Source organism: Polaribacter reichenbachii (assembly GCF_001975665.1).
Lineage (GTDB): Bacteria > Bacteroidota > Bacteroidia > Flavobacteriales > Flavobacteriaceae > Polaribacter > Polaribacter reichenbachii.
Genome location: NZ_CP019419.1, coordinates 291,988 through 307,195, shown reverse-complemented (window position 1 = coordinate 307,195; position 15,208 = coordinate 291,988). Strand labels below are relative to the sequence as shown.

Sequence of the window (15,208 nt, the reverse complement as noted above, 5' to 3'; positions counted from 1 at the left end):
TTTTTTTTATATTTAAGTGTGTGTAAAAGTACTAATTATGAAAAAAGAATTGTTATTAATACAAAAGCATTTGGGTGATATTGATAAAGTAAATTTAAAAATATCAAAAGCTAATGTTGGTTGGCATTTAGATCATACTTTAAAAGTTATAAATAGTGTTTCAGATTTTTTAATTAAATCAGAGCCTAAAGAGTATAAGAAAACGTTTCACCTTTTAAGAAGCATAACATTTGCTGTAGGAGCTTTTCCAAGAGGTAAGGCAAAAGCACCTAAAAAAGTACTACCGCCAAAAAATATTTTAAAAGAAGATATAGAACATCAATTAAAATTAGCCTATGAAAATATAAAGTTGATAAAAGAATTGGAGGATCATAAAAATTTTATGCATCCAATATTTAAGCAATTAAACAAACAGCAAACTTTTAAATTCTTAAAAATACACACCAACCATCATTTAAAAATTGTAAAAAGTATTTTAAAATAAAGTTTAAGTACAAAAAAACCCAAACAAAAATGTTTGGGTTTTAAGTGGTACCTCCAGGAATCGAACCAGGGACACAAGGATTTTCAGTCCTTTGCTCTACCAACTGAGCTAAGGTACCATTGCCTTAGCGGATGCAAATATAATATGTTTTTTTACATCTCCTACAAAAAAATGAAAAAAATCTATTGTATTTTTGAAATTCTATAAAAAACAAAAATGAACCTGATTATTGATGTTGGTAATACCCGAGTAAAAGTTGCTGTTTTTGAGCAAGATAAAATTGTTGAATTACTAGTTTTTAATAAAAATAGAATTATATCCGAAGTAAAAAAAATATTAAAAAAATATCAAATTGATGATGCAATTATGTCTTCTGTATCTTCAATTTCATCAAAAAAGATAGAAAAGCTTCGAGAATTAGTGTCAATAACACTTGTTTCATCTACTATTACAACTCCTTTTAAAAATTTGTATAGCACTCCAAAAACTTTAGGAGTAGATAGAATTGCATTGGTTTTTGGAGCAGTAATTAAATATCCGAATAAAAATACGCTAGTAATTGATGCTGGTACTTGTATTACTTTCGATTTTGTAAATAAAGAAAAAGAATATTTAGGAGGTGCAATTTCGCCAGGTGTAGAAATGAGATATAAATCATTACACCAACTTACTGCTAAATTACCACTATTAGAAAAGAAAAAACCTGAAAATTTTATTGGCAATAGTACAAAAGAAAGTATTAATTCTGGAGTTGTAAATGGTGTAATTCAAGAAATTGAGGGTGTAATACAGCAATACAAAAAGAAATATTTAGATTTAACAGTGGTTTTAACAGGTGGGGACACAAATTTCTTGTCAAAACAATTAAAAAGTAGCATATTTGCCAATCAAAATTTTCTCCTTGAAGGATTAAATGAAATATTGATTTTTAACAAAAACAAATGATTAGAAACATTGTAGTAGTTGTTTTACTATTCACTTCTTTGGCTTTTATGGGGCAAAGATCAAGTTCTTCCCCTTATTCTTATTTTGGTATTGGTGATGAATTTACGGCCAATACAGTAGAGCAAAGTTCAATGGGAGGTATTGGTGTTGCTTTTAGCCATTACAAATATTTAAATTTTACAAATCCTGCTGCTTATGGAAATTTAAGATATACCACTTATGGTTTTGGTTTACTAAATAACGATTTAACAATAAAGACTGGAGATGATAAGCAAAGCAGTACATCAACTAGCTTATCTTATATAGCTTTGGCTTTTCCAATTGGTAAAAGTGCTGGTTTTTCTTTTGGATTACAACCTATTTCTACAGTTGGTTATTCTTTATCTAATAGTTCTCAAGATGCTGATGGTAATACTACAGAAATTTCTTTGTTCGAAGGTAATGGAGGGGTAAATAGATTTCATGCCGCGTTTGGTATTAAAGTCTACAAAGGTTTATCTTTAGGTATAGAAGGAGATTATAATTTTGGGAATATAGAAAATAGTATTACCAATCAAATTGCTGATGTTTCTTTAGCAACAAAATATAGAGAAAAAACTGAAATTGATGGACTCTCTTTAAAAATCGGAGCACAATACGAACACAAATTAAAAAATAATTTAATTGTAAATGCAGGTGCAAGTGTAAAATTGGGTAATGATATAGATGTTAAAGGAGAAAGCTTAACTTATAGTTTAACACTTACCAATACAGGTGGTGAGTTTGTAAGAGATACTCTTGCAGATCAAAATGGCGATAAACTAACTGCTATTGATGGTGCTTTTAAATTACCAATTAATACTATAATTGGTGTTGGTGTAGGAGAATTAGATAAATGGTATGCAGGTGTAGAATATGAAAATCAAGATGCAATTACTACATCTGGTTTGTTAGCAAATACAAATGGTGCTTACAGATATGGTAGTTCTAATAGAATTTCTTTAGGAGGTTTTTACTTACCAAAAATTAATTCAATTTCTAGCTATTGGAATAGAGTAACTTATAGAGCAGGATTTAGTTATAAAAATACAGGTTTATTGGTAGATGGTTCTGGTAATAATTCAAATTTTACAGATATTAAAGACTTTGGCATATCTTTTGGTCTAGGTATACCATTGAAACAATTATCAACAGTAAATATGGGATTTGAGTTTGGTAAAAGAGGAACTACAGATAATAATTTAATAGAAGAAAATTATTTTAATTTTAGATTAAGTTTATCTTTGACAGATAATTGGTTCGTAAAAAGAAAAATAGATTAACAAAAAATAACAAAAAATGAAGAAAATTACGTTTTTATTAGCTGTTACAGCATTTTTGGTTACAGCAAAAACAAATGCACAAGAAGACGCAACTAGAGATTGTCAAATTAAGTACAACCTTTTTAGAGGAGATTTTAAGTCTAAAAAATACGATGAGGCCTTTGTAAATTGGACTTACCTAATGGAAAACTGTCAAGATTTATCAGTAAACATTTATAAGAATGGTTCAACTTTAGCAGAAGATGTTAAAAAAGATCCAGTTTTAGCTAAAAAAGTTTATGAGCAAAGACTTAAATATTTTCCTGAGCACCACGATACTAAAAATAACCTTGCAAAAGCACACAGTGATTATGCAACTTATTTAATCAAAAATAAATTGGCTTCTGATGCTGAGATTTTTACTATTCTAGAAACTGCTTATAAGATTTCTCCAAAGGATATGAGTGTAAAGAATATTTACAAATATTTTCAAGGAGTTACAGATAAATATAAAGATGTTGAGCCACAAAAAGTTTTTGATACTTATGATGATGTAATTGAATCTGTAGGTGAAAAATTAGATGATTATACTAAAAAAATCATTAAACTTACAGGAGATTCTACAAAAGTATTAAGCGCAAAAGAAAAAAGATATTTAAGAGCTTACACTATTAACTCTAAAGCTTTAGGTCAAGTAGAAGGTGGTTTAGATAATATTATTTCTGAAATTGCTACTTGCGAGAGATTAATACCAATTTATCAAAGAGATTTCGAAGCGAATAAATCTAATGCAGTTTGGTTAAGAAGAGCTGTATCAAGAATGTTTAACAAAGGTTGTCAAGAAGATCCTTTATTCGAAACTTTAGCTAAAGCATATGCAGAAGCAACTCCATCTCCAGATTCATATTCATTTTATGCTGGAATTTTAGAGAAAAATGGCGATGCAAGTGGGGCAGCTGCAATGAGACAAAAAGCGTTTGACTTAGAAACAGATCCTTTAAAGAAAGCGAAAACAAAATTAAAATTTGCTCAAGCTGCGTTAGCTAGAGGTCAAAAATCTAAGGCGAGAAGTTTAGCAAGAGAGGCTTTAAAATTCAATCCTAACTATGGTAAAGCATATTTATTAATTGGTAGAGCATACCAAACAAGTGTAAATAGTTGTGGTTCTGATGAGTTTGAAAAAAGAATGGTATATGCTGCAGCGTTAAGACAAGCACAAAGAGCATCTGCTGTAGATCCTAGTATTTCTTCTACAGCTAGAAAGTATATTGCAACTTATAGAGCTAACTTACCAAGTAAAAAAGTAATTTTTACAAAAGGAGCTACAATAGGTTCAAATTATACAATTAAATGTTGGATTGGAGAAACTGTTAAGGTTGCTTCAAGTGGCAAATAATGAGTATTAAAAATAAAATATTATTACAAAGCACTGCTGTTTTTTTAACAGTAGTGTTTTTTTCTTGTTCTAAAGATACCCAAAAAGCTAGAGATTTTTTGGCTGATAAAAATTTGCCTATTGGTACTTCTAAAGACGCATACCACGTTTATAAAGATTCAGGTAGAGTTACATCTAAATTAATAACACCAATAATGTTAGATTTTAGTAATAGGCAAGATCATCCTTACAGAGAATTCCCATCTGGAATTAAGATAATTAATTTCGAAAATAAAGGGCAAGATTCTGTTACTATTATAGGAGATTATGCGCTTTCTTATGCTGTAACATCAATCTCAGAAATTAAAGGAAATGTGGTTGTAATTAACCATACAGATAATTCTAGGTTAGAAACAGATCAATTATTTTGGGATCAGAAAACAAAATATTTTGTATCAGAAAAAGCTTTTAAGCTTACTAAAGAAAATGATACTATCTTTGGTATAGGTTTTGAATCGAAAGATGATCTTACCAAACACCTGGCGAAAAAAACAACAGGTAAATTAGAAACTTCAGAAGAGTAGATTATGAATAGAATTTGGAAATTTTTTCAATACGGATATTTAATGGTAGCTTTTATTTGTGTAGTTGAAGCTATAGTACGTTGGAATACAGAGAGAACAAGGTCTTATTTTTTTCTAGGTTTTGCAATTTTTATTACTTTAGTTTTTTTCTTTAAAAGACGTTTTAGAAAAAAAGTTCAGGATAGAAACAATCAAAATAAGCAATAATTTAAATTTTTAATGGAGGTTGAACTCATAATTATCATTATATCAATCTTACTATCTGCATTCTTTTCAGGTATGGAAATTGCATTTGTTTCTGCGAACAAAATGCACATAGAATTAGAAAAGAAAAGAGAAGGTTTTATACCTAAAATACTTACTAAAATTACTCAAAAATCATCAAAATTTATTACCACAATGTTGGTAGGTAATAATATTTCTTTAGTGATTTATAGTTATTATATGGGCGAATTTCTAATCAGATTTATCCCAACCAATTCTTTTAATGAATTTTCTTTATTACTCTTACAAACTGTAATTTCTACAATAATTATATTAATTACTGCAGAGTTTTTACCTAAAGCAATTTTTAGAATTTATGCCAACGAAGTTTTAAAAATCTTTGCTTTTCCTGCTTATATTTTCTACAACTTATTTCATTTTTTCTCTGAATTTATTTCAATGATTTCAGACTTTTTTCTGCGTGTATTCTTTAAAACAAATGCAGATGAACAACAGACTGAATTTAGCAAAGAAGAACTTGGTATTTATATAAACGAGCAATTAGAAACAGGTAATGATGATAATGAAATGGATTCAGAAATTCAAATATTTCAAAATGCATTAGTTTTTCAGAATGTAAAGGCGAGAGAAGTTATGGTGCCAAGAACAGAGATTATTTCTGTAGAAATGCATGAAACAGTTTCTAATTTAAAAAACCTTTTTATAGAAACTGGTTTATCTAAAATTTTGGTATATAAAACTTCTTTAGATGATGTAGTTGGTTATGTAAACGCATTTGAACTTTTTAAAAAACCAAAAACAATTAAATCAATTTTATTGCCTTTAGAAATAGTGCCAGAATCTATGATGATTAATGATATTCTGAACACTTTAATGAAAAAACGTAAAAGTGTTGCAGTAGTTGTAGATGAATATGGTGGTACTTCTGGTATAATTACTGTAGAAGATATTGTAGAAGAATTGTTTGGTGAAATTGAAGATGAACACGATTCTCAAGAGTTTTTAGAAGAAAAAATTAGTGAAGATACCTTTAAATTTTCAGCAAGGTTAGAAGTAGATTATTTAAATGAAGAGTACGATTTAAATATCCCTAAATCTGAAGCTTACGAAACTTTAGGTGGTTTTATTATAGAGCACACAGAAAATATACCAGAAGAAAAAGAATTAATTGATATTAAGGGTTTTAAAATTAAAATCCTAAAAATGAGTGGTGCAAAAATAAACGAGATTTCAATTAAAGTTTCTAATAACGAAGATTAAATATCGTTGCCATTATCTTATCAAAAAAAACAACACTTTTTCTCCTACTTATTTAGTACAAATTGGTTTGCAAAATTAAAACCAAAAATCGTATATTCGCCCACTGAAAATAAATAAAAGAATGGCAATTTTATCAAAAATTAGAGAACGTTCAATGTTCTTACTTATCATTATTGGATTAGCACTTTTTGCTTTTGTATTAGACCCATCAACCCTTGGTGATTTTTTCAACTCTAACAAAGTAAATGAAATTGGAGAAGTAGATGGAGAAGCAATTTCTAGACAAGAGTTTGCAAACGAATTAGAAGCTTATAAACAACAAACAGGTAATAGAGTTTCTGAAATGCAAGCTGCTAAAACAGTTTGGGATAACATTGTAAGAAAAAAAATATACGCTAATCAATTAGATGAAGCCGGTATTACAATTGGTGAAGCTGATGTTTGGAATCAAGTTGTAAACGCACAATTTGTTCAAACGAATCCTCAGTATCAAAACGAAGCAGGTTTATTTGATGAAAATAAATTTAAACAGTTTTTAGCAGATACTAAAGAAAATAACAAAGAATTATGGGCTCAGTGGTCTGGATATATGAATCAGATTAGAGAAACATCTGAAAGAGATACTTATAATAATTTAGTTACTGCTGGTTTAGGAGCTTCTTTAAAAGAAGGAGAGCAAGAATATATGATTGAGAATACTAAATTAAATGCTCAGTTTGTATATGTACCTTACACTTCTATTGCAGATAGTTTAGTTAAAATTAAAAAGTCGGAAGTTGAGGCTTATATTAAAAGTCATTCTGATGAGTTTAAGGTCGAAGCAACTAGAGATATTTCTTATGTTAAGTTTGATATCGTAGCAACTCCAGAAGATGAGCAAGCAATAAAAGCAGATGTTGCAAGTTTAATTGAAGACTTTAAAGCTACAGAAAATGATGCTTTGTTTTTATCAGAAAATGATTCTGATTCTAGTATTAATCCTAATTTTCAGTATAAAAGTTCTGTAAATCAAGAAGTAGCTAACCTAATTTTTGAAGGTAATAAAGGAGATGTTGTTGGTCCTTATAAAGACAAAGGATATTTTAAAATTTCTAAAGTTACAGAAGTAACACAAATGCCAGATTCTGTTAAAGCAAGTCATATTTTAATTCCATTTATGGGAGCTCAAAGTGCAGCTGCAGATGTTACAAGAACAGAAGAAGAAGCTAAAAAATTAGCAGATAGTCTTTATAATGTTGTAAAAAGAAGAAAAAGTAAGTTTGGTAGTTTAGCCAAAGAGTTTTCTTCGGATTTAGGGTCAGGAGCAAAAGAAGGAGATTTAGATTGGTTTAATTACGCTAGAATGACACCTAAGTTTAGAGATTACACTTTTGAAAGTAAAAAAGGAGATATTGGTGTTGTTCAAACTCCGTTTGGTTTCCATATTATTAAAATTGATAATCAAAAAAATAAACAAAAAGTTCTAAAATTAGCTACTTATAGTAGAAAAATTGAAGCTTCTGAAGCAACAGAAAATGCAGTTTTTAGAAGTGCAAAAGAATTTGAATTAGCAGTTTCTAAAGGAAATGATTTTTCTGAAGTTGCAAAAGAAAAAAATTACATAGCTAAACCTGCTGTAGGTTTAAAATCTTTAGATGAAAATGTACCTGGTCTTGGTAATGAAAGACAAATTGTAAGCTGGGCTTTTAATAGCGATTCAGAAGTGGGTAGTTTTAAAAGCTTCGATTTAGAAGGTAGTCATGTTGTTGCTGTTGTAACTGCATCAGAAGCTAAAGGATTAATGTCTGTTACTAAAGCAGTAGGTAGAGTTAAGCCTATTTTAGTAAATCAAAAGAAAGCAGCTTTATTAAAAGATAAATTAAAAGGGTCAGATTTAACTGAGATTGCTACTGCAAACAGTATAAGTGTAAGAACAGCAAGTAATGTAACATTAAAAAGCCCAACACTTTCTGGAGTAGGAGTAGAACCTAAAGTAGTAGGTGCAATGTATAATGCAGAACCAAATAAAGTTTACAATTCTATAGAAGGTGATAGAGGGGTTTATGCTTTTAAATTAACCAGTAAAGAATTACCAACAGCATTACCTAATTATGATTCAAATAGAAAAAGAATTGCAGAATCTAGAAAAAGGTTAACCTATAAAATTTACGAAGCAATTAAAGAAGCCTCAGCAGTAGTAGATAATAGAGATAATATGTATACTAATTAATCGAGATCTTTTAAAAATATTAAAATCCGTTCAATTTTTTGATCGGATTTTTTTGTTGTTATAAAACAATATAATTGCCTGTAATAATCCATATTTCTATTAGTTTAAAACAAGTTTAGCTCGCTTCAACCTTAGGTCAACTTCTCATTATAAGTCATTTAAAAAAGGTTGTGTTCTATTTAATATATTGTTAATTAGTAGTAATTAACTGTTTAGATTTATGTTTATTCACAAAAATTGAGTACTGAAGCAGGAAATAGATATAAATAAAAAACCTTCTTGATTTCTCAAAAAGGCTTTCTATTTATTAAAAATTTTTAATTATCTATCCATTCATAGAAATTAAAAATTCATCGTTATTTTTAGAGAATTTAATTCTATCATTAATAAACTCCATAGCTTCTATTGGATTCATATCGGCAAGGTATTTACGTAAAACCCACATTCTTTGAACAGTTTTAGGGTCTAGTAATAAATCGTCTCTTCTTGTAGAAGATTTAATTAAATCGATAGCAGGGTAAATACGTCTGTTAGATATATTTCTATCTAACTGAAGTTCCATATTACCTGTTCCTTTAAATTCTTCGAATATTACTTCGTCCATTTTAGAACCAGTTTCAGTAAGAGCAGTAGCAATAATTGTTAAAGAACCACCACCTTCAATATTTCTGGCAGCACCAAAGAATCGTTTTGGTTTATGTAAAGCATTTGCGTCTATACCACCAGAAAGTATTTTCCCGGATGCAGGTGCAACTGTATTATAAGCTCTAGCTAAACGTGTAATAGAATCTAAAAGAATAACAACATCATGACCACATTCTACCAAACGTTTTGCCTTTTCTAATACAATATTAGCTACTCTTACGTGTTTGTCTGCAGGTTCATCAAAAGTAGAAGCAACAACCTCTCCTCGAACACTTCTTTGCATATCTGTAACCTCTTCAGGTCTTTCATCTATCAATAATACAATTTGATAAACTTCTGGATGATTCTTAGCAATTGCATTGGCAACGTCTTTTAAAAGCATTGTTTTACCCGTTTTTGGTTGGGCAACAATCATTCCTCTCTGTCCTTTACCAATTGGAGAAAATAAATCAATTATTCTAGTTGATAAAGAGCTACCTCTTTCTGCTAGATTAAATTTTTCTTGAGGAAATAATGGTGTTAAATGCTCAAAAGAAACACGATCTCTTACAATATTAGGATTTAAGCCATTTATTTTTGATACTCTAATTAACGGGAAATATTTTTCGCCTTCTTTTGGTGGTCTAACATTACCTCTTACTGTATCTCCGGTTTTTAAACCAAATAATTTAATTTGAGATTGAGAAACATAAATATCATCTGGTGATGATAAATAGTTGTAATCCGAAGAACGTAAAAATCCATAACCATCAGGCATCATTTCTAGAACACCTTCACTTTCTATTATTCCATCAAACTCAAAATCAGGATCTCTGTATCTATTGCCAGATTTATGTCTGTTGGTATTATTTTTAGAATTATTCTGGTTATTGTTCTTGTTTTTATTATTCTGTTGATTATTGTTTCTTGGCTGATTTTTATTAGTCCTTTGCTGGTTGTTATGAGCTGGTTTTTGCTCTTTAGAATCTTTAACCTCAGTCTTTTTAACAACTTCTGTTTTTGCTTCTTTTGGAGCTTCTTTTTTTACAGCTCTTTTAACAGGTGCCTTCTTTTCCTGAGCAGGAGCTTTAACTTCAGCCTTTTCTTCAACAACAGCTTCTTTAGTTGCAGGAACTGGTGCTTTCTTTACAACTCTTTTTCTTTTTGGTTTTTCTGTTTTAGGCTTTTCTTCAGTTGGAGTAGTAGTTTTTGCTGAAGCAGGATTAGAGGCTTGAGTATCTAAAATTTGATAAACTAGATCTAATTTTTTTAATTGACTCGTTTTTGTAAGCCCAATGGATTTTGCAATTACTTGCAAATCAGCAATAGTTTTTGCTTTTAGTTCAGAAATTTCGAACATTTATGTATTTATTAAGTTATGATAAATCTTAAACTATTAAGATATTTAAAAATTGTTTACTTGATTTTTTAATTATTGTATATAGTACTATACAATACTTTTTGTGCGGTTATTATAAACACAAATATATACTTTTTTTTTTACTTTCAACTTTTCTTTTTTTAAAAAAGAAATTCTATTTTTGTACTGCAATATTTTTATATGATTCAAAGAATACAATCAATTTATTTATTACTAGCCTCAGTAGTTTCTGGAGGATTAATTTTTGTATTTAATTTATGGAATACAATTAAAGAAAAAATATTTGTTGTAGATTTGTTTTCGAAAGAAGCAATTACCTTAAAAGTAATTCCTTTAATGTTCATTTTATCTGCTATTTTATCAATTGTAACAATTTTTTTATTTAATAATAGAAAATTGCAATTTGTAGTAGGTAGAATTATAATTTTGATAAATCTTTTTTTATTAGGATTATTGATTTATTTGTCTCTAAATTTATCTGGAGAAACTACTGTTTCTGAGAAAGGTATTGGGATGTTTTTACCAATTTTAGCTATTTTGCTTGTTGTTTTAGCAAATAAAGCTATTAAAAAGGATGAAGATCTCGTGAAATCTGTAGACAGGTTGCGATAAAACTAACAAATAGTATATTTAGTGCGAAAAAAACCGAGAAATTTTCTCGGTTTTTTGCGTTTTAAAGAAAAAAAAATAGTTTATTTTTAACTTTCTAAATAAAAATATTAAAAACCCTTTATTAGTTAAAGTGTTGATATTTAGCTTTCTATAAAGTGTATCTCCCCATTTATAGGGAGAAGACTCCCCATTTATAGGGAGTGTGAAATTTCACCATTTATGGGGATTGCATACTGATAATAACTAGTTTAAATTTGTAAAGTAACAATGAAAGATAAGATATACGTTCATGTAGCTGATGACCATAAAATTGTCATAGATGGTATCATAGCTGTTTTAAATACCGATAAAGATATAGAAATAAGAGGATATTCTCTTACAGGTAAAGAAGTAACTACTTGGTTTGATAATGATTTAAACGAAGCTGATGTTTTAGTACTCGATATTACAATGCCTATTTTAGATGGTATTGGAGTTTTAAAATATTTCAAGAAGAACAGAATCAAACAAAATGTTATTATTTTATCTAGCTATGATGATATTAAAATTGTTCAAGAAATGTTAAGCCTTGGTTGTAAAGGTTACATTACAAAGAACAATGCAGGAGAATATATCATAGATGCTATTAAAGCTGTAGCAAAAGGAGAGCAATATTTTAGTCCTAACATTCAAAGGCAATTATTAAAAACTTTAGCAGGTCAACAAGTAGAAGAAGGTGCTTTACCAGAAGATTTTCTGATAGAAACACTAACAGATAGAGAACTAGATGTGTTAAAATTAATCACGAAACAGTTTAATACATCAGAGATAGCAGATGCTTTAAGTTTAGGTGTCAGCACAGTAGATACATACAGAAAAAGTTTATTAAAAAAATTAAAAGTAAAAAATGCAGTAGGTCTAGCAATGTACGCGGTAAAAAACAAAATAGTATAAAAATCCCCCAATTATTTTAGTTTAATTATTTTTTGAATCTTTAGCTATTTTTCATGGTTAATCCCTAAAAGATTTAAAAATTTTTCCCCAATATTTACAATTTTATTGTGTGCATTGTAAAACCTACCTTTATAAATAACCCAAAAGATAGTTTACATATTTATTTAAATTCCTTAACCATGAAAAAAAATAGTTTATTAGCATTAGTTGCTGCAGTATTATTAGTATTTACATCTTGTTCTAATGAGGAAACAACTCCATTAGAAAATGAAAGTACAAGTTTATTAAAAGCTTTCGAAATTAAGAAAGATGCTACAGGAGCTTATTCTGTTAATTTTGATGTTTCAAATAATACTAAAATAGATAAATTTACAGATATTACAGAAAATAAAAGTGAATTCATTTTATCTTCATCTCAATTTACGATTGAAAAAAGTAGGTCTGAAGAATTATTAATTGATAATAACAAATTAAAAGTTGGTTTTGTTGATGTTAATTCAAACGATAGAAAATTAATTTCCATTACTGATGATAATTTTACTTTTCAAAGTAAATCTGATAATACAGAAAAATTAATAGAATATAGTATTTTAGGTAACGAAGATGGAACTTACAATTTAGCTTTTAGCGTAAATGATAATGTAGAAGTATCTTTTGTATATAATGAAGCAATTTCAACTTATGAAGTACACTTGGAAGATGGTAAAATAGGTGAAATCAATTATTCTAGAACTTTAGAAAAAGAGTCAAATGCACCATTAAAATTAGATTTTGTTAATCATATTACAAACACAAGTGCCAAATCTTCTGAATCTGAATCTTCTGCTGAGACGAGAAGAAAACCTAGAATTATTATTGATGAAGGAGAGGAATTATAATAATTGATGTTCTAAAATAATATATTGATTTAAATTTATTATCATTTGAATAATAAAATATATTTTTCTAGCGTATTAATTATCTTTTTTATAGCTCAATTAAATGCTACTAAAACCCAAACAGATATAACAGATGAAGTCTTAAAGTTTAAGACTTCATCTGTTATATCTGTAAAGAATGATTCAATTTTAAAATTAAATTTTGAAAACGTTTATAAACTTTATCAGAAACAAGATTACATAATTGCTTTAACAAATTTATTAGAACTCTTAGAAAAAAGTAAAGAACTAGAAAGTAATTATTGGATCTACAAGTGTAATTTTTTGTTAGGAGAAATTTATAGAAAGACAAATAAATTTGAAAAATCATTACTGTTTTATAAACAATCATTGGCGATAGTTACTTTGCCAGTTGTAGAAAAAAGTAATTCTAGGTTTTCAGATTTAGATTATGTTAAAACTTTATTTAAAGTAGGAATCTCGTATCATAGTGTAAATATTTCTATTGATATGACAAATAAACTTTCTAAGTATGATAGTATAAAGTTAGCCGTTAAAAAGAAAAGTTATATTGATAGTGCATTGTTAACTTATAAAAAAATAGAACAATTACCTGAACTCAATCCACAAATTGAGAATTTGAAAGGTGCTGCTTATAACAATATTTCTAATATATATGAAGAAGATTCTGTGTTTACTCAGGCTGAATATTATGCTAAAAAAGCCATTAATATACACAAAAAAAATAATGATCATTTAAAAACAGCTACTTCCTTAAATATTTTGGCTAATATATCCTTATCACAAAAAAAATATCAAAAAGCAAAAGCGTTATATTCAGAAGCCATAGATTTAATAAAAAATAATAATAACTCAAATGCAATAAGAACAAAAGCAGATTTATATTACAATTTGGCCTGGGCAATGCGTAATCTAGAAGAATTTGAGGCTTATGATTTTCAAGAAAAATCATTTGAAATTGAGGAAGATATTAGAGATAAAGAATTTAAAGGCATTATCGAAGAAATTAGTGCAAAATACGATGTAGATGTTGCAAAAAGAAATGTTCGTCAAGAAGAAGAAAACAAAAGATTAAAAACACAGAGAACTTATTCTATTTTTGGTATTATTCTTCTTCTTGTTATAATTATACTTGGTTATTGGTTGGTAATTAATAATTTACAACAAAAAAACTTAGCATTAAACCTTTCTAAAACAAAATTAATTCAAGATCAGAATATTGAAAAACTTAAGTCTGAATCTCAAGTAAGAGTTTTAAACGCTACCATAGATGGTAAAGAATCTGAAAGAAAACAAATTGCAGAAACTTTACATGACAGTGTAAGCGCATTACTGTCATCAGCAAATCTTCATTTACAAGCAACCAGAAAACAATTTAATGGAGCAACCCCAGTAGAAATAGATAAGACTCAAGAAATAATTTTAGAAGCATCTCATAAAATTAGAGATTTATCGCACACATTAATTTCATCTGTATTATTAAAATTCGGACTAACTTTCGCCATTAAAGAAATTGCAGAAAAGTTTTCGAATTCTGAATTAAATATAGAAACCGAAATTAATAATGTAGAAAGATACCATCAAAGTTTTGAGATTAAGGTTTATAATATTGTACAAGAATTTGTAAACAATATCTTAAAACACAGTAAAGCTGGTAATGCGCTTATTGAATTAGAACAAAAACAAGATAAACTATTTATTATTATTTCTGATGATGGTATTGGTTTCGATAAAACTAAAATTACTTCCAAAGATGGGTTAGGTCTAAATCAAATTGATGCTCGAATTCAAATGATGAAAGGTAAGTTTAAAATTGATTCTTCTAAAAACAACGGAACTCAAATATTGGTAGAATTACCAGTTTTAGAAAAGGAAGAACCTAGCCTCGTTTAGCCAATTCTATAATTTCTAAATTTTTAATTTCTCCTTTTTCTAGTTTAAAACGAAGCATTGTTCTTATTTTATGAAAACCGTGATTCCCTGCTGCACCTGGGTTTAAATGTAATAGGTTTAATTTTTTGTCATACTGTACTTTTAAAATATGAGAATGACCAGCAATAAATATTTTTGGTGCATTTTTCGCAATTTCTTCACGAATTCTTAAATTGTATTTGTTTGGGTAACCACCAATATGAGTCATCCAAACTGAAACATTTTCAATAGTAAATTTATTATCTAAAGGGTATTCAGCTCTGGCATCTTTGTCATCAATATTGCCATAAACAGCACGTAAAGGTTTTAATTTTTTTATAGTATCTGTAACAGTTAAATCGCCAATATCGCCTGCGTGCCAAACTTCATCAGCTTGTTTTACAAACTTTAAAATTTGATCATCAATGTAACTATGCGTGTCTGATAATAATAAGATTTTTTTCACATTTCAAAAGTAATCATAAC

14 protein-coding genes and 1 tRNA gene are annotated in these 15,208 nt (G+C 28.3%); 12 read left to right on the top strand and 3 right to left on the bottom strand.

The genetic code is table 11. The features are described 5' to 3' along the window. The first annotated feature begins 37 nt into the window (after window positions 1-37). Window positions 38-484: a DUF1569 domain-containing protein gene (locus BW723_RS01310; protein WP_068363428.1), complete on the top strand. Its 447-nt coding sequence runs from the start codon at window positions 38-40 to the stop codon at window positions 482-484. Window positions 485-529: 45 nt separating this feature from the next. On the opposite strand, the gene BW723_RS01305 is transcribed toward BW723_RS01310, so the two are convergent. Further along, a tRNA-Phe gene (locus BW723_RS01305) sits at window positions 530-602 on the bottom strand. A gap of 98 nt (window positions 603-700) precedes the next feature. Between BW723_RS01305 and BW723_RS01300 the strand changes: the two genes are divergently transcribed. The 7 genes from BW723_RS01300 (at window position 701) to BW723_RS01270 (ending at window position 8,362) form a co-directional block, all read left to right on the top strand. Beyond that, complete coding sequence (locus BW723_RS01300; protein WP_068363431.1) at window positions 701-1,429, top strand: type III pantothenate kinase; 729 nt, start codon at window positions 701-703, stop codon at window positions 1,427-1,429. Next, window positions 1,426-2,730, top strand: coding sequence for a hypothetical protein (locus BW723_RS01295; protein ID WP_068363433.1), 1,305 nt, complete (start codon window positions 1,426-1,428; stop codon window positions 2,728-2,730). Before BW723_RS01300 ends, BW723_RS01295 begins: the two co-directional genes overlap by 4 nt. 16 nt (window positions 2,731-2,746) lie before the next feature. Beyond that, on the top strand, window positions 2,747-4,105 hold the full coding sequence (locus tag BW723_RS01290; RefSeq protein WP_076686299.1) for a tetratricopeptide repeat protein: 1,359 nt from the start codon (window positions 2,747-2,749) through the stop codon (window positions 4,103-4,105). Then, window positions 4,105-4,668, top strand: coding sequence for an LPS export ABC transporter periplasmic protein LptC (gene lptC, locus BW723_RS01285; protein ID WP_068363441.1), 564 nt, complete (start codon window positions 4,105-4,107; stop codon window positions 4,666-4,668). The genes BW723_RS01290 and lptC overlap by 1 nt, the downstream gene beginning before the upstream one ends. Before the next feature lie 3 nt (window positions 4,669-4,671). After that, the gene (locus BW723_RS01280; RefSeq protein WP_068363444.1) at window positions 4,672-4,875 is read left to right on the top strand and encodes a hypothetical protein; all 204 of its coding nucleotides are present in this window, start codon (window positions 4,672-4,674) and stop codon (window positions 4,873-4,875) included. Window positions 4,876-4,887: 12 nt separating this feature from the next. Next, the gene (locus BW723_RS01275) at window positions 4,888-6,153 is read left to right on the top strand and encodes a hemolysin family protein (RefSeq protein ID WP_076686297.1); all 1,266 of its coding nucleotides are present in this window, start codon (window positions 4,888-4,890) and stop codon (window positions 6,151-6,153) included. A 121-nt stretch (window positions 6,154-6,274) separates the two neighbouring features. Next, on the top strand, window positions 6,275-8,362 hold the full coding sequence (locus tag BW723_RS01270) for a peptidylprolyl isomerase (RefSeq protein WP_068363448.1): 2,088 nt from the start codon (window positions 6,275-6,277) through the stop codon (window positions 8,360-8,362). 325 nt (window positions 8,363-8,687) lie between these two features. On the opposite strand, the gene rho is transcribed toward BW723_RS01270, so the two are convergent. After that, complete coding sequence (gene rho / locus BW723_RS01265; protein WP_068363450.1) at window positions 8,688-10,346, bottom strand: transcription termination factor Rho; 1,659 nt, start codon at window positions 10,344-10,346, stop codon at window positions 8,688-8,690. 201 nt (window positions 10,347-10,547) lie between these two features. Between rho and BW723_RS01260 the strand changes: the two genes are divergently transcribed. The 4 genes from BW723_RS01260 to BW723_RS01245 all read left to right on the top strand — a co-directional run bounded on the left by BW723_RS01260 (window position 10,548) and on the right by BW723_RS01245 (window position 14,704). Further along, entirely contained in the window at window positions 10,548-10,979 is a 432-nt protein-coding gene (locus BW723_RS01260; protein WP_068363453.1) for a DUF4293 domain-containing protein, read from the top strand. A gap of 267 nt (window positions 10,980-11,246) precedes the next feature. Continuing rightward, window positions 11,247-11,912 carry a response regulator gene (locus BW723_RS01255; RefSeq protein WP_068363456.1) on the top strand — a complete coding sequence of 222 codons (666 nt, stop codon included), beginning with the start codon at window positions 11,247-11,249 and terminating at the stop codon, window positions 11,910-11,912. Between the two features lie 179 nt (window positions 11,913-12,091). Further along, on the top strand, window positions 12,092-12,790 hold the full coding sequence (locus BW723_RS01250) for a hypothetical protein (protein WP_068363459.1): 699 nt from the start codon (window positions 12,092-12,094) through the stop codon (window positions 12,788-12,790). 45 nt (window positions 12,791-12,835) lie between these two features. Continuing rightward, the gene (locus BW723_RS01245) at window positions 12,836-14,704 is read left to right on the top strand and encodes a tetratricopeptide repeat-containing sensor histidine kinase (RefSeq protein ID WP_076686295.1); all 1,869 of its coding nucleotides are present in this window, start codon (window positions 12,836-12,838) and stop codon (window positions 14,702-14,704) included. On the opposite strand, the gene BW723_RS01240 is transcribed toward BW723_RS01245, so the two are convergent. After that, window positions 14,691-15,188: a metallophosphoesterase family protein gene (locus tag BW723_RS01240; RefSeq protein WP_068363653.1), complete on the bottom strand. Its 498-nt coding sequence runs from the start codon at window positions 15,186-15,188 to the stop codon at window positions 14,691-14,693. The genes BW723_RS01245 and BW723_RS01240 overlap by 14 nt on opposite strands. Between the last annotated feature and the right edge of the window lie 20 nt (window positions 15,189-15,208).

Bases quoted from the DNA above. Each gene is read 5' to 3' on its own strand.
- BW723_RS01260 (WP_068363453.1), top strand. From the start codon at position 10,548: ATGATTCAAAGAATACAATCAATTTATTTATTACTAGCCTCAGTAGTT.
- BW723_RS01275 (WP_076686297.1), top strand. From the start codon at position 4,888: ATGGAGGTTGAACTCATAATTATCATTATATCAATCTTACTATCTGCA.
- BW723_RS01255 (WP_068363456.1), top strand. From the start codon at position 11,247: ATGAAAGATAAGATATACGTTCATGTAGCTGATGACCATAAAATTGTC.
- BW723_RS01295 (WP_068363433.1), top strand. From the start codon at position 1,426: ATGATTAGAAACATTGTAGTAGTTGTTTTACTATTCACTTCTTTGGCT.
- BW723_RS01270 (WP_068363448.1), top strand. From the start codon at position 6,275: ATGGCAATTTTATCAAAAATTAGAGAACGTTCAATGTTCTTACTTATC.
- BW723_RS01250 (WP_068363459.1), top strand. From the start codon at position 12,092: ATGAAAAAAAATAGTTTATTAGCATTAGTTGCTGCAGTATTATTAGTA.
- BW723_RS01280 (WP_068363444.1), top strand. From the start codon at position 4,672: ATGAATAGAATTTGGAAATTTTTTCAATACGGATATTTAATGGTAGCT.
- rho (WP_068363450.1), bottom strand. From the start codon at position 10,346: ATGTTCGAAATTTCTGAACTAAAAGCAAAAACTATTGCTGATTTGCAA.
- BW723_RS01310 (WP_068363428.1), top strand. From the start codon at position 38: ATGAAAAAAGAATTGTTATTAATACAAAAGCATTTGGGTGATATTGAT.
- BW723_RS01290 (WP_076686299.1), top strand. From the start codon at position 2,747: ATGAAGAAAATTACGTTTTTATTAGCTGTTACAGCATTTTTGGTTACA.
- BW723_RS01300 (WP_068363431.1), top strand. From the start codon at position 701: ATGAACCTGATTATTGATGTTGGTAATACCCGAGTAAAAGTTGCTGTT.
- lptC (WP_068363441.1), top strand. From the start codon at position 4,105: ATGAGTATTAAAAATAAAATATTATTACAAAGCACTGCTGTTTTTTTA.